Origin of the sequence: Streptomyces sp. NPDC014656, from assembly GCF_043084305.1 — a bacterium.
Classification (GTDB): Bacteria; Actinomycetota; Actinomycetes; order Streptomycetales; family Streptomycetaceae; genus Streptomyces.
The window spans coordinates 1-16669 of the sequence record NZ_JBIBZN010000019.1; the positions used below are offsets into that span (position 1 = coordinate 1).

Below are 16669 nucleotides of genomic sequence, written 5' to 3' on the forward strand. Positions count from 1 at the left end.
GGCCCTCCAGCATGGCCTCGCGGAACTTCTTCGACCCGTTCGCGTTCGTCCGCTCGCCGATCGCCAGGTACGAGGTGTCCTGCCGGAACGGCACGTGGGTGTAGAGCGAGGCCGCGCCCGGCTCGGGGGCGGGGCGGCGGTCCAGGACGGCGGCGCCCCGGACCCGGTCCACGACGGCCCGCAGGTGCTCCGGGGTCGTGCCGCAGCAGCCGCCGACCAGTGCGGGACCGAAGGTCCGGACGAACTCCTCCTGGGCGGCGGCCAGTTCCTCCGGGCCCAGGGGGTAGTGGGCGCCGTCGGAGGTGAGGACGGGCAGGCCAGCGTTGGGCATCACCGACAGCGGGACGCGGGAGTGCCGGGCGAGGTGGCGGAGGTGCTCGGCCATCTCCACCGGGCCCGTGGCGCAGTTGAGGCCGATCATGTCGATGCCCAGCGGCTCCAGGGCGGTGAGCGCCGCCCCGATCTCGGAGCCGAGCAGCATCGTGCCCGTCGTCTCCACCGTCACCTGCACGATGACCGGCAGGTCCACGCCGACCCGGTCCAGGGCGCGGCGGGCGCCGACGACGGCCGCCTTCGTCTGGAGCAGGTCCTGCGAGGTCTCGACGAGGAGGGCGTCCGCGCCGCCCCGCACCAGGCCCTCCGCGTTCTGCTGGAAGGCGTCGCGCAGGGGGCCGTACGCGACGTGCCCGAGGGTCGGCAGCTTGGTGCCGGGTCCCATGGAGCCGAGGACCCAGCGGGGCCGGCCGTCGGCGGCGGTGAACCCGTCGGCGACCTCGCGGGCGATCCGGGCGCCGGCCTCGGACAGCTCGTACACCCGGTCCTCGACGCCGTACTCGGCGAGCGCGGCGAGGTTCGCCCCGAAGGTGTTGGTCTCGACGCAGTCCACGCCCACCGAGAAGTAGGCGTCGTGGACGGAGGCGACGACGTCGGGGCGGGTGAGGTTCAGGATCTCGTTGCAGCCTTCGAGGCCGGTGAAGTCGTCCAGCGTCGGGTCGGCGGCCTGGAGCATGGTGCCCATGGCGCCGTCGGCGACGACGACGCGGCGGGCGAACTCCTCCCGCAGCGACGGCCTCGGGGACGGGCTCGGGGACGGAATCGGGGACGGCCTCGGGGAACGGCTCACGTCAGCCCCCTCAGGTGCGCCACGAGGGCGGCCGCGCAGCCGGGCCCGTAGGCGGTGCGGATCCGGTCGAGCAGCGGCTCCCGGTGGAGCCGGTACTCCTGGGTGCCGACGGAGCCGAGGACGGTCGAGGCCACGGCGCAGCCCAGCTGGGCGGCGCACCGCTCGGGGACGCCCCACAGGGTGCCGGCGAGGAAACCGGCCCGGAAGGCGTCGCCGACGCCGGTCGGGTCGGTCACGGCGGGCACCGGGACGGCGGGCACCGCCAGGGGGGCGCGGCCCTCGCCCCGGATCCGGACGCCCGCCTCGCCGTGGGTGGTGACCCAGGTGGCGGCCCGGCGCAGCACCTCCGTCTCCGTCCAGCCGGTCTTCTCCAGGAGGAGCGCGGTCTCGTACTCGTTGGTGAAGAGGAACCGGGCGCCGTCCACCAGCTCCCGCACCGCGTCCCCGTCGAGCCGCGCGAGCTGCTGCGAGGGGTCGGCGGCGAAGGGGATGCCGAGCTCGCGGCAGGCGCGGGTGTGCCGGAGCATGGCCTCGGGGTCGTCCGGGGAGACCAGGACGAGGTCCAGGCGGCCGGTGCGGCGGACGACCTCGCGGAGGTCGATCGCGCGCGCCTCGGCCATCGCCCCCGCGTAGAAGGTGGCGATCTGGTTCTGCGCCCGGTCGGTGGTGCAGACGAAGCGGGCGGTGTGCAGGGACCCGCTGACGCGCACCGAGTCGGTGTCCACGCCGTGCTCCTTGAGCCGGATCCGGTACGGCTCGAAGTCGGCGCCGACCGCGCCCACGAGGACGGGGCGCAGTCCGAGCGTGCCGAGCCCGAAGGCGATGTTCGCCGCCACTCCGCCGCGCCTGACCTCCAGGTCGTCGGCGAGGAACGACAGGGAGACCCGGTCCAGCCGGCCGGCGAGCAGCTGCTCGGCGAACAGGCCGGGGAAGGTCATCAGGTGGTCGGTCGCGATGGAACCCGTGACAGCGACGCGCATGACCGTCAGACCTCCGCCGCGGTCTTGAGGGCGTCGACGCGGTCGGTGCGCTCCCAGGTGAAGTCCGGGAGCTCGCGGCCGAAGTGGCCGTACGCCGAGGTCGCCGCGTAGACGGGCCGCTTGAGGTCCAGGTCGCGGATGACCGCGGCCGGCCGCAGGTCGAAGACCTGGCGCACGGCGTCCTGGATCCGCTCCACGGCGACGGTCTCGGTGCCGAAGGTCTCGACGAAGAGGCCGACGGGCTCGGCCTTGCCGATGGCGTAGGCGACCTGGACCTCGCAGCGGCGGGCGAGCCCGGCCGCGACCACGTTCTTGGCGACCCAGCGCATGGCGTAGGCGGCCGAGCGGTCGACCTTGGACGGGTCCTTGCCGGAGAAGGCGCCGCCGCCGTGGCGGGCCATGCCGCCGTACGTGTCGATGATGATCTTGCGGCCGGTGAGGCCGGCGTCGCCCATCGGGCCGCCGACCTCGAAGCGGCCGGTCGGGTTCACCAGCAGCCGGTAGCCGTCGGACTCCAGGCTCACGCCCTCCTCGGCCAGCTCCTTGAGGACGTGCTCGACGACGTACTCGCGGACGTCGGGGGTGAGCAGGCCCTCGACGGAGATGTCGGCGGCGTGCTGCGAGGAGACGACGACGGTGTCGAGGCGGACCGGGCGGTCGCCGTCGTACTCGATGGTGACCTGCGTCTTCCCGTCGGGCCGCAGGTACGGCACGGTGCCGTCCTTGCGGACCTCGGTGAGGCGGCGGGAGAGCCGGTGCGCGAGGGCGATCGGCAGCGGCATCAGCTCGGCGGTGTCGTCGCAGGCGTAGCCGAACATCAGCCCCTGGTCGCCGGCGCCCTGCGCGGACAGCTCGGCGTCCTCCCCCTCGACCCGGGACTCGTAGGCGGTGTCGACGCCCTGCGCGATGTCCGGGGACTGGGCGCCGATGGAGACGGAGACGCCGCAGGAGGCGCCGTCGAAGCCCTTGGCGGAGGAGTCGTAGCCGATGTCCAGGATGGCGTCGCGGACCAGCTGGGCGATCGGGGCGTAGGCGGTGGTGGTGACCTCGCCGGCGATGTGGACCTGGCCGGTGGTGATCAGCGTCTCGACGGCCACGCGGGCCTCCGGGTCCTGGGCGAGGAGGGCGTCCAGGACGGTGTCGCTGATCCGGTCGGCGATCTTGTCGGGGTGGCCCTCGGTCACGGACTCCGAGGTGAAGAGGCGCCCGCTCATGCCTGGACCGCCTCCGCCCCGGTCTTCGTGAAGAAGTGCGTCTCGATCGCGCCGAGGGTGCGGATGGCGTCGACCTCCAGGGTCTCCATCTGGATGGAGACGCCGCTCTCCTGCTCCAGCAGGAAGACGAACTCGACGAAGGAGAGGGAGTCGATGAGCCGGTTCTCGATGAGGTCGAGGTCGGGGGCGATGTCCTGGCGCTCGGGGTGGCGCTCCAGGATCCAGTTCTTCACCTGCTGCAGGCCGTCGGCCATGGGGGATCTCCTCAACTCGTGTGCGTGGGTGGGGTGTGGGCGATGATCGGGGCGGCGACCGCCACCGCGTAGTCCACGTCGTGGCTGATGGACACGGTGATCTCGGCGATGCCGGATCCGGCGGCCATCTCGGCGGCGGCGCCGTGGAGTTCGACGAGCGGCCAGCCTCCGTCGGAGCGCCGCACCACGATCTCCGGCCAGGGCAGGAACCTGCCCCTGACCCGTAAGGTCTTGAAGGCCGCTTCCTTGGCCGCGATCCGTCCGCACAGGCTCAGCACGTCGAGCCCGGTGGAGGTGCGGCAGTCGGCGAGTTCGCCGGGGGTGAGCATCCGCTCGAAGAAGCGCTCCCCGTACTGGTCGAGGAGCCGGCGGACACGGTTGACGGACACGATGTCCATGCCGAGGTTCGCCCAGCCCAGGCCGCCCGCCGGCGGGGCGACGGGTCGGGCCGGCACGTCAGGTCACCGGCCCGGCCGCGTCCAGGACCGCCCGGGTCGCCGCCTCCCAGCCGCCGTGGCGGCGGGTCAGCGCGGACAGCCAGCGTTCGAGGCCGAAGGCGACGCAGCTGGTGAAGGCCGGGCCTCCGGTCGAGGCGAGCGTGATGTCGCAGCGCTCGCCGAAGAAGTTGCGGTGGGTGTTGACCGAGGCGATCGCCAGGTCCTCGTACAGGAACTCGTACTTCACCGGGGTGAGCCGCTGGAGGAGCGCCTTCGAGCCGCCCTTGTCGAAGAAGGGGTCGCAGGCGGCCTCCTTGCGCAGGCTCAGGCCGACGGCCCCGGCGAAGGCGTCGACGCGGGCGGTGAAGGCGGTGAGGTGGTCCTCGGCGTGCTCGCGGCTGCCGATGGCGACGACCTCCCGCATGCGGAAGCCGAGCTGGCGGCGCATGCCCTCGTAGTGGGTCTCCTTGCGGAAGCACCACGAGCAGACGGTGACGAGGGTGTCGTCGGCGACCTGCCGGCCCTGGTGGTCCAGGTAGACGGCGTAGCAGGAGGCGGACGGCAGGCCGAGGCCGGCCGGTTCGAGGGAGGCGGCCGGCCAGTGGCCGCGTTCGCCGTCGAAGGGGGTGGTGAGCCGCTTCTCCAGGTCGAGGGGGGCGGCGAGGACGGCCTGGTGGGGGAAGTTGTCGTAGTAGTCGAGCCGCGCCAGGTCGGTGGCGGGCAGCAGCGGGGGCATGGTCATCGGGCGGGCGCCCGCGGCGACGCCCCAGCTCTCGAAGGTGTCGTCGAGGAGCCGCAGCAGGCGGGTCCCCTCCGGCCCCAGGGAGGGCAGGCCCCTGGTCGCCCCGACGGTCTCGGGGGTGGTGACGGTCATGGTCGGTGCACCTCTCGGGTGAGGGCTCTCGGGTGGGTGCTCCCGGGCGTTCTCAGAGGACGGGCAGGGTGTCGTCCGAGAAGATCCCGGTCTTCAGGAAGAAGGCGAGCGGCTTGCGGATCGCCCTGCGCTCGTGGGCGCGGCGGGCCGGGTCGGCGATGAGCGCGTTGCGCAGGCCGAGCGGGTCGGGGATGCCGGCGTCCTTGTACACGTGGGGGTTGTAGAGGGAGTTGACGCTGTAGACGACGTACCGCTTGAGGTACGCCTCCACCTCGCGGACGCGCGCGGCGGGCACGGCCTCGCACATGCGCTGGTACAGCAGGGAGACGAGCTCGCGGCCGAAGGCGATGTGGCGGGACTCGTCCTGGTGGTGGATGCGGTTGACCTCGCGGATGGTGTGGCAGAGGGAGTCGTCCTTCGCCATCCGGGAGTTGTAGTGGTCGACCAGCTCCTCGAAGAAGAGGATCCGGGTGAAGACGAGGAAGTTCTCGACCTCGGGTTCCCAGGCGGCGTCGGCGCGCATGGCGGTGGAGCCGTAGATCTTGTGGCCGTAGCGCCGGCAGAACTCGGAGAAGAACCACATGTGTTCGTTCTCCTCGCCGATGAAGTGGTGGAAGAAGTCCGAGGGGACCTCGAAGCCCGGCATGTGGATGCGGCCGACGACCTCGATGAGGAGTTCGCGGATGCCGTGCACGTTGAGGCTGTAGAAGTTGACCGACTCCCACTTGGAGAGGCGCTGAAGCGTTTCCTCACCGAGTGCGTCGTAGTGCTCGGTGCCGTGGACGGTGAGCAGCTCCGGCGTCATCCAGAAACGGTTCTCCTCCAGGGTCTCGGGCCACTGGAAGGTCTGGTACGGGTTGTAGTAGTCCTCGACCGAGCGCTCGCTGAGGCGGCTCAACACCTCCATGAAGCGGTCGGTGACGGGGAGGGGGGCGGCGACGCCCATGGTCTCGCTCCTTCGGAGTTCGGTTACGGGCGGACTTCGTAGACCGCGTTGACCGGGGTCTCGGCGGCGCGCCGCCAGCGGGTGAAGCCGGCCTCCTCGGCGATGGCCCGGAAGGCCCTCTCGCCGGAGTGGTTGCCCAGCGCGTGCGGGCCGCGCTGGGCGACCGCGACCGGCAGGCACATCACGGCGGACAGGGCCATGAACATGCGGGCGGCGGGCGTCCGGGTGTCGACGTCGCCCGGCGAGACGTTGGACTCGACGAGCATCCAGGTGCCTTCCGCGTCCAGGGACTTGTGGACGTGCTGGGCGGCGGCGACCGGGTCGCCCATGTCGTGCAGGGCGTTGAAGAAGCAGACCAGGTCGTAGCCGGTGCCGGGGTAGTCGTCGGCGGAGGCGACCTCGAAGACGACCCGGCCGGAGAGGCCGGCCTCCTCGGCCAGCTCGCGGGCGATCGCGATGGCCTCCTCGGAGTAGTCGAAGCCGTGGACGGTGGCGTTCGGGAAGGCCTTCGCGATGAGCAGGGTGGTGTGCCCGACGCCGCAGCCGACGTCCGCGACGGTGCCGCCGGCGGCGAGCTTGTCCGTGACCCCGTGGAGCGCGGGCAGCCAGTCGGGGACGAGCTTGTGCTCGTACGTCGGCTGGAAGAAGGAGCCCATGCCGGTGTCGAGGGCCGCGTCGTGCTCGGCCCAGCCGACGCCGTCGCCGGTGCGGTACGCCTCGACCAGCAGGTCCTCGGTGGCGTACAGCGCCTTGAGGGCGGTGAAGAAGCCGGCGGCGTAGGTGACGGCCTTCGGGTCGGCCAGCACCTCCGCGTGGTCGGCGGGGAGCGTGTACGCGAGCGAGCTCGGGTGCCGCTCGACGTACCCGGCGGAGAGCTGGGCGTGCAGCCACTCCTCGACGTACCGCTCGTCCGTGCCGGTCCGCTCCGCCAGCGCGGCGGCGGTGAGCGGGCCTCCGGCGGCGAGGGCCTTGTAGAGGCCGAGGCGCTCGCCGAGGGCGACGGTCAGGCCGCGGACGGCCGCGCCGGCGTCGGTGATGACCCTCTGGTGGAAGTCGTGGGCGCTCACGCGGCCGCCTCCTCGTCGTGTCCGGGCAGTTCGCAGCTGAACAGGAAGGAGCGGGGGACGCCCGGGACGGTGCGGGCGGGGACCGGGTAGGGCCAGCGGTCGAAGTCGGCGCCGGCCTCGCCGGGCTGCTTCACCTCGCGGACGGACCAGCCGCAGTCGGCGAGCAGCGCCTCGGGCTCCTCGGTGCCGAAGAGCCAGGGGTTGCCGTCCTCCTCCAGCGCCTTCATGAAGGAGCGGGCGAGCGGGTTGACGAGGGCGGCCCGGGAGATGACGTCGCCGAGCAGCACGGAGCCGGGTGCGGCGTGGGCGGCGAGGGTCGAGATCAGGGTCCGCACGGCCTGCTCGGGGAGGAAGAACAGCAGGCCCTCGACGACCCAGAGGACCGGCTCGTCGCTCTTCCAGCCGGCCTCCTTCAGCGGCCCCGTCCAGTCCTGGGTGAGGTCGACGGGGACGGCGACGCGGGTGCGTCCTGCGGGCCGCGGCTCGTCCCTGAGCATCCCGGCCTTGGCCTCCAGGAGCGCGGGGCGGTCGAGCTCGTAGACGGTGACGCCGTCGGGCCAGGGCAGCCGGTAGAAGCGGGTGTCCATGCCGGCGGCGAGGAAGACGACCTGGCGGATGCCGCGCTCCCGGACGGCCCGGACGATCGCCCGGTCGAGGTAGGTGGTGCGGATGGCGAGGAACGGCACGATGCCGCCGCCGTCGTAGCGCTTGAGCAGCTCGAAGCCGGTCTCGTCGGCGACGGTGCGCGCGTAGGGATCGGCGAACAGCCGGTCCTCGCGCTCGGTCTCCAGGGCCCGCGCGGCGGCGGTCCACTGGGCGGTGCGGGATACGGCCTCCACGGGAGGTCCCCCTTCGGGTCGGTGGTCAGGAGAGGTGCGGACGGCCGTGTTCAGGGCCGGGCGGGGATACGGCCCCGTCAGGCGGTCATGGCCGGGACACAGCTCTTGGCCCGGGCGCCCGTGCAGCCGACGGGGTCCTCGGCCGCGGGCATCGACGACGGATGCGCGGCCTCGGTGCCGTCGGGGCGCCGGCGGAAGATGCTGTGCAGGATCATGCTGAACACGGCCGTCCCGTCGGCGGCCACGAGCGTGCACCGCGGCTTGACGGTGCCGGTGGCGGGGTTGAAGGGCGACGGGGTGGCGCCGAGGACCTCGACGCGGGCGGTCAGGACGTCGCCCGGGCGGACCGGGCGCAGGTAGCGGACCTCGTCGATGCCGGGCGAGCCCAGGCAGTCGCTGTAGGCGAGCAGGCCGTCGACGTACCGCCGCATGAAGAGCGCCTGGGTGTGGAAGCCGCTCGCGATCAGGCCGCCGAACGGCGAGTCCTTCGCCCGCTCCGGGTCCGTGTGGAAGGGCTGCGGGTCGAAGCGCCTGCCGAAGTCCAGCACCTCCTCCGCCGTGACGGTGACGGTGCCCAGTTCATGGACGTCGCCGGGCCGGAAGTCCTCGAAGTAGCGCATCGGACGCCCCCCTTGACCTAGGAGTTCTACGTTTCCTGGCATCACCCAATCTACGAATCGCTCATTTATTTTGTCAACCCAAAAGAAGCTCCGACTCCCTTCAGGCGAGGGCCTGTTCGACATCGGCCCACAGGTCCTCGACGTCCTCGATGCCGACGGACATCCGCACGAGCCCGGGAGCGATCCCCGCGGCCCGGAGGGCGTCCGCGTCCAGCTCGCGGTGGGAGGTGGACGCCGGATGGGCCACGAGCGTCTCCACCCCGCCGAGCGAGAGCGCGAGCTTCGCGAGCCGCACCCGCTCGATGAAGGCCCGGCCCGCCTCCCACCCCCCGGCGAGCTCGAAGGAGAGCAGCCCGCCCCCGCCGGCCAGCACCTTCCGGGCGGTGTCGTACGAGGGGTGGTCCGGGCGCCACGGATGGTGCACGGCCACCACGTCGGGGCGGGCGGCGAACAGCTCGGCGAGGGCCGCGGCGTTGGCGCAGTGCTCGCGCATCCGCAGCGGCAGCGTGGGCAGCCCCCGCAGGGTGAGCCAGGCCGCGAACGGGTCCGCGCAGGCGCCGAGTTCGACCGTGCGGGGCCAGATCCGGCGGCGCAGCGCCCCGTCCGCGAAGACGGCCGCGCCGCCCAGCACGTCGGAGTGCCCGGAGAGGTACTTGGTGGTGGAGTGCACGACGATGTCGGCGCCGAGCTCCAGCGGGCGGCACAGCACGGGCGAGGCGAGCGAGTTGTCCACCAGGCTCGTCACCCCGAGGGCGCGGGCGGCGGCGAGCAGCCCGGGCAGGTCCGGGACCTGCCCGGTGGGGTTGGCGATCGTCTCCAGGACGAGGAGCCGGGTCGCGGGGTGCGCGGCGGCGGCCTCCAGCTCGGCCGGGTCGTCGCCGGATATCCGGACGACCTCGATCCCGTACCGCTCCGCCAGGTCCGCCAGGACGGCGTGCGTCCCGCCGTACAGGCAGCGCTGGGCGACCACCCGGTCGCCGGGCCGCAGCAGCGCGAGCAGGACGCCGCTGATCGCGCCCATCCCGGAGGCGAAGGCGAGGGCGCCCTCGCCCCGCTCCAGGCCGGCGAGGGTCTGCTCCAGGGCGCGGACCGTCGGGTTGCCGCGGCGGCCGTAGACGTACCGGCCGTCGGGTCCGGCCATCGCGTCGGCCAGCTCGGCGGCCGAGTCGAAGGCGAAGGCGGAGGACTGCACGAGCGGCACGGACAGCGGCCAGCTGCCGTCTCCGAAGGGCTCGTTGACGACGTGCACGGCCCGGGTGTTGAGCTCCATGGACTTCCTTTCCGAGGAGGGGAGGGGAGGGGAGGGGAGGGGACGGGGGACTGGAGGGGGCGGGGGCGGGGGCGGGAGGAGGAACGGGAGGGGGACGGGAAAGGGGCCGCCCGACGTCCGGGACGGACATCGGGCGGCCCCTTCGGGACGGGGTGGCCGGGGCGGCTCGGGCAGCCGGGGCGGCTCGGGCGGACCGGGCGGACCCGGCGGACCGGGCGGCTCAGGCCGCGACCTTCTCCCCCTGCGCGGCGGGGGCGGCGGCCTCGGCGGCCACGGCCTTGTCGCCCTTCATCACCAGGAGGGTGACGACACCGCCGACGGCGGCGATGACCGCGGCGCCGATGAAGGCGGCGGAGAAGCCCTCGGTGAGCCTGGGCAGGTTGCCGAGCTGGTCGGCGCCCTGCGACATGGCGACGGCGGTGAGGGCGGCGAGGCCGAGCGCGGAGCCGACGTTGTAGGTGGTGTTGACGATGCCGGAGGCGAGACCGGCCTGCTCCTGCGGGGCGCCGGACATCGCGGCGATCATCGCCGGGATGTAGGCGAGGGACATGCCGAGCGCGGCGACCAGCGAGGCCGGCAGGACGTCGACGAGGAAGGAGCCGGTGGGCTCCACGGCCGCGAGCCAGACCAGGCCGGCGGCGAGGACCAGCAGGCCGCCGCCGATCAGCGGCTTGGCGCCGACCTTCATCATCAGGCGGGAGGTGATGGCCGTCATGAAGATCATGAGGAGCACGGTCATCGGGAGCAGCGCGGCGCCGGAGGCGAAGGCCCCGTAGCCGAGGACCTGCTGGAGGTACAGGTTGAGGAAGTACCACATCGGGATCCACGCGGCGCCGAGCAGCGTCATCGCCAGGTTGGCCGAGCCGAGGCGCGGGACCCGCCAGACGCTGAGCGGCATGAGGGGCTCGCGGACCGACTTCTGGATCACGAGGAAGAGGACCAGGAGGACGGCGGCGCCGGCCAGCTGGAGGATCGTGCCGGTGGAGCCCCAGCCGACCTCGGGGGCGCGGACCACGGCGAAGACGGCGAGCGCGAGACCGGCGGTGACGGCGGCGGCGCCGAGGACGTCGACGGAGCCGCGGCGGGAGCCGACCTCGGGGAGGAGCCTGGTGGCGGCGAGGGTGGCCAGGCCGATCGGGATGTAGATGATGAAGACCCACTGCCAGGCGGCCCACTCGGTGAAGACGCCGCCGAGGAAGACGCCCGCGGTGCCGCCGGCCGGGGCCGCGGCGCCGTACAGCGCCATGGCCTTGCCGAGCTCCTTCGGGTCGTGCATGAAGAGCATCATCAGCAGGGTCATCGCGGAGGGCGCGATGAGCGCGCCGCCGACGCCCTGCACGGCGCGGCCGGCGATCTCGACCCAGGCGGTCTGCGCGGCGGCGGCGAGCACCGAGCCGGCGATCATGACGGCCCAGCCGGTGACGAAGATCTTCCGGGCGCCGACGAGGTCGGAGAGGCGTCCGCCGAGGAGCAGCAGGCCGCCGAAGACGATCACGTAGGCGTTGAAGACCCACTGGAGCTCGCCCTGGGAGAAGCCCAGGTCCTTCTGCATCTCGGGGAGCGCCACCCCGATGATCGAGGTGTCCATGATGACCATGAACTGGGCGGTGGCGAGCACGAGGAGTGCCCACCAGCGCCGGGGGTTGACGTTTGACATCGCACTGCCCTTCACTCGCGGCCGACCGGTGACCCGGGCCGTTCACATACCCCTGGGGGGTACCTTCGCGGAGCACCGTAGCATACCCATGGGGGGTATGTAAGAGTGAGATGAGGGCGCGCTTCCGGCCGGGATCCGGCCGCCCCGGCGGGCACAATGCGCCCATGACCGCAACCGAGGACAGCACGAACGGGACCGGCGGACTCCTCCGGCGCTGGAACGCCACCCTGCTCGCCGCCCGCGCCGGCCGCGAGGGCCCCGACCCCACCGCGTACGGCCACGACCTGCTCGCCCGCTGGGCCGAACCGCAGCGCCGCTACCACACCACCGCCCACCTGCGGGCGGTCCTCGACCGCATCGACGAGCTCACCGACCAGGGCGGCGAGGGCGGGGAGCTCGAACTCGTCCGCCTCGCCGCCTGGTTCCACGACGCCGTCTACCGCCCCGACCGCTCCGAGAACGAGGAACGCTCGGCCCACCTCGCCGAACGCGCCCTGCGCGAGGCCGGACTGACGGAGCGGGAGGTGGCCGAGGTGGCCCGCCTGGTCCGCCTCACCGTCACCCACGACCCGGCTCCCGGCGACCTCAACGGCGAGACCCTCTGCGACGCCGACCTCGCGATCCTCGCCACCGACCCCGATACCTACAGGGGGTATGCGGCGGCCGTCCGCGAGGAGTACGCCTTCGTCCCCGACGATGCCTTCCGGGAGGGCCGCGCCGCCGTCCTCCGCCACCTCCTCGACCTCCCCCGCCTCTTCCGCACCCCGTACGGGGCGGCGGTCTGGGAGGAGAAGGCACGGGAGAACCTGGAGCGGGAACTCGCGGAGCTGACGGCCGAAGCCTGAGCGCGCCCCTCCCGCCGCGCGGGCCGGCCCGGGATGCCCGGCGCCGGGCGGGAGGAGCGGGGGGCACAGGGGTGCGGGGGGGCACGGGGGGCACGGTGGGCACAGGGGCTCCCGGCGACGGGAAGCCCCTCCTCACACGGAGGGAAGCCCCCTCCCGCCTGGAGGGAAGCCCTTTCTCACATGGCGAGAAGAACCGTCCCGCCGGAATGACAGGGACGAATCACCCGTTGACACATGTCATGCCCTCTCCCTCAGCCGAGCCCCCCACCGACACCGACTCCCCCGCTCCCACCCCCACCTCCCCCACCCCCGCATCCCCCCGGATGCCCCTGGCCGTCTACATCCTCGGCCTCTCCGTCTTCGCACTCGGCACGAGCGAGTTCATGCTCTCCGGCCTCCTGCAGCCCATCGCGGAGGACATGGACGTCTCCATCCCGCAGGCCGGCCTCCTCATCTCCGCCTTCGCCATCGGCATGGTGATCGGCGCCCCGCTCCTCGCGGTGGCCACCCTCCGCCTCCCCCGTAAGACCACCCTGGTCGCCCTGATCACCGTCTTCGGCCTCGGCCAGATCGCCGGCGCCCTCGCCCCGAACTACGCGATCCTCTTCGCGTCCCGCGTGATCAGCGCCCTCGCCTGCGCCGGCTTCTGGGCCGTCGGCGCGGCGGTCGCCATCGCGATGGTCCCGGTCGGTTCCCGCGCCCGCGCCATGGCCGTCATGATCGGCGGCCTCTCCATAGCCAACGTCCTCGGCGTCCCCGCCGGCTCCTTCCTCGGCGAGCACCTCGGCTGGCGCTCCGCCTTCTGGGCGGTGGCCGCCGCGTCCGCGATCGCCCTGGTGGGCGTGGTGACCCGGATCCCCCGCATCCCCCTCCCCGAGACGAAGCCCCGCCTCCGCCACGAGCTCACGATCTACCGCGACCGCCAGGTCCTCCTCTCCGTCGTGATCACCGCCCTCGCCGCCGGCGGCGTCTTCTGCGCCTTCTCCTACCTGGCGCCGCTCCTCACCGACGTCTCGGGCCTGGACAAGTCCTGGGTCTCGGCCGTCCTGGCCCTCTTCGGCATCGGCGCCCTGATCGGCACGGCCATCGGCGGCCGGGTGGCCGACGCCCACCTCTTCGGCGTCCTCCTCAGCGGCATCACCGCCTCGACGGTCTTCCTCGCGGCCCTGGCCCTCCTCGCCTCCTCCCCGGTGGCGACGGTCCTGCTGGCCTTCCTCCTCGGCGTCTCCGCCTTCTACACGGCCCCCGCCCTCAACGCCCGCATGTTCAACGTCGCCGGCGCCGCCCCCACCCTCGCCGGCGCCACCACCACCGCCGCCTTCAACCTCGGCAACACCGGCGGCCCCTGGCTGGGCGGCACCGTCATCGACGCGAACCTCGGCTACGCCTCCCCCGCCTGGGCCGGTGCCGCCATGACCCTCCTGGCCCTCGCCGCCGTCGCCGTCTCCCTCCGCCTCACCCGCGCGAGCAAGTCCCGCGTGGTCATCGGCGCCCAGGCCGCCCCGGCCCGCCAGAAGACGTACGACCACCAGGACTGACACCCGGCCCGCACGCCCCCCGGCCCACGAAGGCGCGGCCGACAGGCACGCGCCCCTTTCCCCCCGGGGCCCGGGAGGAAAGGGCCAGGGGCGCGGGGGAAAGGGCCGGGGCCCGGGGGAAAGGGCCGAGGGCCCGGGGGAGAGCCCCCTACCTCCCCGCCGCCCGCCCCTTCGGGCGGCGGAGGCCGGCGGCCGTGAGGCGGCGGAGGAGTTCCTTGGAGCCGACCTCGACGGCGCCGGCGGCGACCGTCTTCTCGTACCAGTCGGAGGGGATGTCGTAGTGGTCGCGGTCGAAGCCGCGGGCGGGGGCGCCGAGGGCGGCGGCGAAGGCGTGGAGCTCGTCGAAGGAGGCGTCGCTGACCAGGTGGGACCACATGCGGCCGTGGCCGGGCCAGGTCGGGGGGTCGATGTAGAGGGTCACCGTACGGGGCCCGTCACGGCGCGCGCCGGAGCGGAGCCCGTACGCGCGGGGGCCGGAGCGGAGCCCGTACGCGCGGACGCCCGGGCGCCCCCCGCCCCGGCGCTCCCCGCCCCGGCGCTCCCCGCCCCGATTCTCCCCGTCTCGGCCCTCCTCACGTCAGGCTCCCGACCCGCGCCACCACCACGCCCTGCTTGCCGCAGACCCAGTGGGGGTCGGCGCCCAGTTCGGGCTCGACGTCGAGGGCGTGGGGGTCGCCGGAGGAGCAGACGGGGCAGAGGGGCCAGCGGCCGTACGCCTCCAGGAGGGCGTCCTGGACGTCCTGGGCGACGAGGCCGGCGACGTACTCGACGCCCTCGGGCCACTGCTCGACCCACCAGCGGCGGTGCGTCACCGCGTCCTCCACCATCGACACGACCTGGGCGGCGGCCACGTCACGGGCCGCGAGGTCGGCCAGCACCAGTGCGCGAGCGGCGTGCAGCGCCTGCTCCACGGGGTCGATGTCGTCCATGGGGTCATTGTCCCCCGCCGGGGCGGGAACGACGAAGGCCCGTCCCCCTCCCGGAGGGGGACGAAGGTCCTCCCGCCATCCGGGACGTACGGGGTCTTGTCCGCCCCCTACTCCTGAAAGTATCTTTCAATCGTGACCAATGACGTGAAGGAAACTTTCAGCGGCGAGACGGCCACCGCTCCCCCCGCACCCGCCGCCCTCGCCGCCAAGGTGCGGACGCTCTCCCCTTCCATGACCCGCTCCATGCAGCGGGTCGCCGAGGCCGTCGCCGGGGACCCCGCCGGGTGCGCCGCCCTCACGGTCACCGGGCTCGCCGAGCTGACCGGCACCAGCGAGGCCACCGTCGTGCGCACCGCGCGGATCCTCGGCTACCCGGGCTACCGCGACCTGCGCCTCGCGCTCGCCGGGCTCGCCGCCCAGCAGCAGTCGGGGCGGGCCCCTTCGGTCACCGCCGACATCGCCGTGGACGACCCGGTCGCCGACGTCGTCGCCAAGCTCGCGCACGACGAGCGGCAGACCCTCGCCGACACCGCCGCCGGCCTCGACACCGTGCAGCTCGGCGCGGTCGCCGCCGCCTGCGCCACCGCCCGCCGGATCGACGTGTACGGCGTCGGCGCCTCCGGCCTCGTCGCCCAGGACCTCGCGCAGAAGCTCCTGCGGATCGGGCTGGTCGCCCACGCCCACAGCGACCCGCACCTCGCCGTCACCAACGCCGTGCAGCTCCGCTCCGGCGACGTCGCCCTCGCGATCACCCACTCCGGCTCCACCGGCGACGTCATAGAACCGCTTCGGGTCGCCTTCGAGCACGGCGCCACCACGGTCGCGATCACCGGCCGCCCGGACGGCCCGGTCAGCCAGTACGCCGACCACCTGCTGACCACCTCCACCGCCCGCGAGAGCGAGCTGAGACCGGCCGCCATGTCGTCCCGCACCAGCCAGCTCCTGGTCGTGGACTGCCTGTTCACCTGCGTCACCCAGCGCACGTACGAGACCGCCGCCCCCGCCCTCGCGGCCTCGTACGAGGCACTCGCCCACCGCCACGCCCCCCGCACCGCCCGCTGACCCCCGGACCGCCCGCTCACCTCACCCCCCGCCGACCACCGAAACCACCGACCAGGAAAGAAAGCAGTCGCGCCGTGTCCACCACGTACTCCGAGCTCCGCGCCCAGCTGGCCACCCTCACCACCGAGGCCTTCCGCCCCGAACTGGCCGAGATCGACCGGCTGTCCACCCTGGAGATCGCCCGCACCATGAACGGCGAGGACCAGTCCGTCCCCGCCGCCGTCGCCCGCGAGCTGCCCGCCATCGCCGCCGCCATCGACGCGACCGCCGAGCGGATGGCCCGTGGCGGCCGGCTGCTCTACCTGGGCGCCGGCACCGCCGGGCGGCTCGGCGTCCTCGACGCCAGCGAGTGCCCGCCGACCTTCAACACCGACCCCTCCCAGGTCGTCGGCCTGATCGCGGGCGGCCCCTCCGCCATGGTCCGGGCCGTCGAGGGCGCCGAGGACTCCAAGGAACTGGCCGCCGCCGACCTCGACGCGCTCGGCACCGGCCCCGACGACACCGTCGTCGGCATCTCCGCCTCCGGCCGCACCCCGTACGCCATCGGCGCCGTCGAGCACGCCCGCGCCCTCGGCGCGCTCACCATCGGGCTGTCCTGCAACGCGGACAGCGCGCTCGCGGCCGCCGCCGAGCACGGCATCGAGGTCGTCCCCGGCCCCGAACTCCTCACCGGTTCCACCCGGTTGAAGGCCGGTACGGCCCAGAAGCTCGTCCTCAACATGATCTCGACGATCACCATGATCCGGCTCGGCAAGACCTACGGGAACCTCATGGTCGACGTCCGCGCCTCCAACGAGAAGCTCCGGGCCCGCTCGCGCCGCATCGTCGCCCTCGCGACCGGCGCCCCCGACGAGCAGATCGAGGCCGCCCTCACCGCCGCCGAGGGGGAGGTGAAGAACGCCATCCTGATCATCCTCGCCGACGTCGACGCCGCCACCGCCGCCCAGCGGCTGCGGGACTCCCACGGCCACCTGCGCGCGGCGCTGCACGCGACCGCCTGAGCCGCCCGCGCCT

General features: G+C 73.4%; 18 protein-coding genes. 4 read left to right on the forward strand and 14 right to left on the reverse strand.

Annotation, left to right across the window (positions count from 1 at the left end):
- From ACF1ED_RS32120 to ACF1ED_RS32175, 12 genes are all read right to left on the reverse strand, one after another.
- The coding region (locus ACF1ED_RS32120; protein ID WP_391766758.1) for a homocysteine S-methyltransferase family protein at window positions 1-1018 on the reverse strand (1018 nt) is incomplete at its 3' end.
- A 101-nt stretch (window positions 1019-1119) separates the two neighbouring features.
- On the reverse strand, window positions 1120-2103 hold the full coding sequence (locus ACF1ED_RS32125; RefSeq protein WP_391766505.1) for a carbohydrate kinase family protein: 984 nt from the start codon (window positions 2101-2103) through the stop codon (window positions 1120-1122).
- 5 nt (window positions 2104-2108) lie between these two features.
- A complete protein-coding gene (gene metK / locus ACF1ED_RS32130; protein WP_391766507.1) occupies window positions 2109-3317 on the reverse strand; it encodes a methionine adenosyltransferase in 1209 nt (402 codons plus the stop codon).
- Window positions 3314-3571: a phosphopantetheine-binding protein gene (locus ACF1ED_RS32135; RefSeq protein ID WP_391766509.1), complete on the reverse strand. Its 258-nt coding sequence runs from the start codon at window positions 3569-3571 to the stop codon at window positions 3314-3316. The genes metK and ACF1ED_RS32135 overlap by 4 nt, the downstream gene beginning before the upstream one ends.
- Before the next feature lie 11 nt (window positions 3572-3582).
- Complete coding sequence (gene acpS / locus ACF1ED_RS32140) at window positions 3583-4026, reverse strand: holo-ACP synthase (protein ID WP_051842807.1); 444 nt, start codon at window positions 4024-4026, stop codon at window positions 3583-3585.
- A gap of 1 nt (window position 4027) precedes the next feature.
- Window positions 4028-4882, reverse strand: a complete 855-nt coding sequence (locus ACF1ED_RS32145) for a hypothetical protein (RefSeq protein ID WP_391766511.1) — start codon at window positions 4880-4882, stop codon at window positions 4028-4030.
- 52 nt (window positions 4883-4934) lie between these two features.
- Entirely contained in the window at window positions 4935-5828 is an 894-nt protein-coding gene (locus ACF1ED_RS32150; protein WP_391766513.1) for a diiron oxygenase, read from the reverse strand.
- 23 nt (window positions 5829-5851) lie between these two features.
- On the reverse strand, window positions 5852-6895 hold the full coding sequence (locus ACF1ED_RS32155; protein ID WP_391766515.1) for a class I SAM-dependent methyltransferase: 1044 nt from the start codon (window positions 6893-6895) through the stop codon (window positions 5852-5854).
- A complete protein-coding gene (locus tag ACF1ED_RS32160; RefSeq protein ID WP_391766517.1) occupies window positions 6892-7734 on the reverse strand; it encodes a class I SAM-dependent methyltransferase in 843 nt (280 codons plus the stop codon). The genes ACF1ED_RS32155 and ACF1ED_RS32160 overlap by 4 nt, the downstream gene beginning before the upstream one ends.
- Before the next feature lie 77 nt (window positions 7735-7811).
- Window positions 7812-8354 (reverse strand): MaoC family dehydratase, encoded by a 543-nt coding sequence (locus ACF1ED_RS32165; RefSeq protein ID WP_391766519.1) that lies wholly within the window; start codon window positions 8352-8354, stop codon window positions 7812-7814.
- 100 nt (window positions 8355-8454) lie between these two features.
- A complete protein-coding gene (locus ACF1ED_RS32170; protein WP_391766521.1) occupies window positions 8455-9624 on the reverse strand; it encodes a trans-sulfuration enzyme family protein in 1170 nt (389 codons plus the stop codon).
- A 220-nt stretch (window positions 9625-9844) separates the two neighbouring features.
- Entirely contained in the window at window positions 9845-11281 is a 1437-nt protein-coding gene (locus tag ACF1ED_RS32175; RefSeq protein ID WP_391766523.1) for an MFS transporter, read from the reverse strand.
- A gap of 164 nt (window positions 11282-11445) precedes the next feature.
- On the opposite strand from ACF1ED_RS32175, the gene ACF1ED_RS32180 reads away from it, so the two are divergent.
- Window positions 11446-12126 carry a hypothetical protein gene (locus tag ACF1ED_RS32180; protein WP_391766525.1) on the forward strand — a complete coding sequence of 227 codons (681 nt, stop codon included), beginning with the start codon at window positions 11446-11448 and terminating at the stop codon, window positions 12124-12126.
- Between the two features lie 323 nt (window positions 12127-12449).
- Window positions 12450-13664: a Cmx/CmrA family chloramphenicol efflux MFS transporter gene (locus ACF1ED_RS32185; protein ID WP_391766760.1), complete on the forward strand. Its 1215-nt coding sequence runs from the start codon at window positions 12450-12452 to the stop codon at window positions 13662-13664.
- Window positions 13665-13812: 148 nt separating this feature from the next.
- Here ACF1ED_RS32185 and ACF1ED_RS32190 read toward each other — a convergent pair whose 3' ends face one another.
- Together ACF1ED_RS32190 and ACF1ED_RS32195 are read right to left on the reverse strand one after the other, a co-directional pair.
- Window positions 13813-14085 carry a DUF4031 domain-containing protein gene (locus tag ACF1ED_RS32190; RefSeq protein WP_391766527.1) on the reverse strand — a complete coding sequence of 91 codons (273 nt, stop codon included), beginning with the start codon at window positions 14083-14085 and terminating at the stop codon, window positions 13813-13815.
- A gap of 151 nt (window positions 14086-14236) precedes the next feature.
- Window positions 14237-14593, reverse strand: coding sequence for a hypothetical protein (locus ACF1ED_RS32195; protein ID WP_391766529.1), 357 nt, complete (start codon window positions 14591-14593; stop codon window positions 14237-14239).
- 132 nt (window positions 14594-14725) lie between these two features.
- Here ACF1ED_RS32195 and ACF1ED_RS32200 point away from each other — a divergent pair, with 132 nt between their 5' ends.
- Window positions 14726-15655, forward strand: a complete 930-nt coding sequence (locus ACF1ED_RS32200) for a MurR/RpiR family transcriptional regulator (protein WP_391766531.1) — start codon at window positions 14726-14728, stop codon at window positions 15653-15655.
- 74 nt (window positions 15656-15729) lie between these two features.
- Entirely contained in the window at window positions 15730-16656 is a 927-nt protein-coding gene (gene murQ / locus ACF1ED_RS32205; RefSeq protein WP_391766533.1) for an N-acetylmuramic acid 6-phosphate etherase, read from the forward strand.
- Window positions 16657-16669 lie beyond the last annotated feature (13 nt).

Bases quoted from the DNA above. Each gene is read 5' to 3' on its own strand.
- ACF1ED_RS32125 (WP_391766505.1), bottom strand. From the start codon at position 2,103: ATGCGCGTCGCTGTCACGGGTTCCATCGCGACCGACCACCTGATGACC.
- metK (WP_391766507.1), bottom strand. From the start codon at position 3,317: ATGAGCGGGCGCCTCTTCACCTCGGAGTCCGTGACCGAGGGCCACCCC.
- ACF1ED_RS32135 (WP_391766509.1), bottom strand. From the start codon at position 3,571: ATGGCCGACGGCCTGCAGCAGGTGAAGAACTGGATCCTGGAGCGCCAC.
- ACF1ED_RS32145 (WP_391766511.1), bottom strand. From the start codon at position 4,882: ATGACCGTCACCACCCCCGAGACCGTCGGGGCGACCAGGGGCCTGCCC.
- ACF1ED_RS32150 (WP_391766513.1), bottom strand. From the start codon at position 5,828: ATGGGCGTCGCCGCCCCCCTCCCCGTCACCGACCGCTTCATGGAGGTG.
- ACF1ED_RS32165 (WP_391766519.1), bottom strand. From the start codon at position 8,354: ATGCGCTACTTCGAGGACTTCCGGCCCGGCGACGTCCATGAACTGGGC.
- ACF1ED_RS32170 (WP_391766521.1), bottom strand. From the start codon at position 9,624: ATGGAGCTCAACACCCGGGCCGTGCACGTCGTCAACGAGCCCTTCGGA.
- ACF1ED_RS32175 (WP_391766523.1), bottom strand. From the start codon at position 11,281: ATGTCAAACGTCAACCCCCGGCGCTGGTGGGCACTCCTCGTGCTCGCC.
- ACF1ED_RS32180 (WP_391766525.1), top strand. From the start codon at position 11,446: ATGACCGCAACCGAGGACAGCACGAACGGGACCGGCGGACTCCTCCGG.
- ACF1ED_RS32185 (WP_391766760.1), top strand. From the start codon at position 12,450: ATGCCCCTGGCCGTCTACATCCTCGGCCTCTCCGTCTTCGCACTCGGC.
- ACF1ED_RS32195 (WP_391766529.1), bottom strand. From the start codon at position 14,593: ATGGACGACATCGACCCCGTGGAGCAGGCGCTGCACGCCGCTCGCGCA.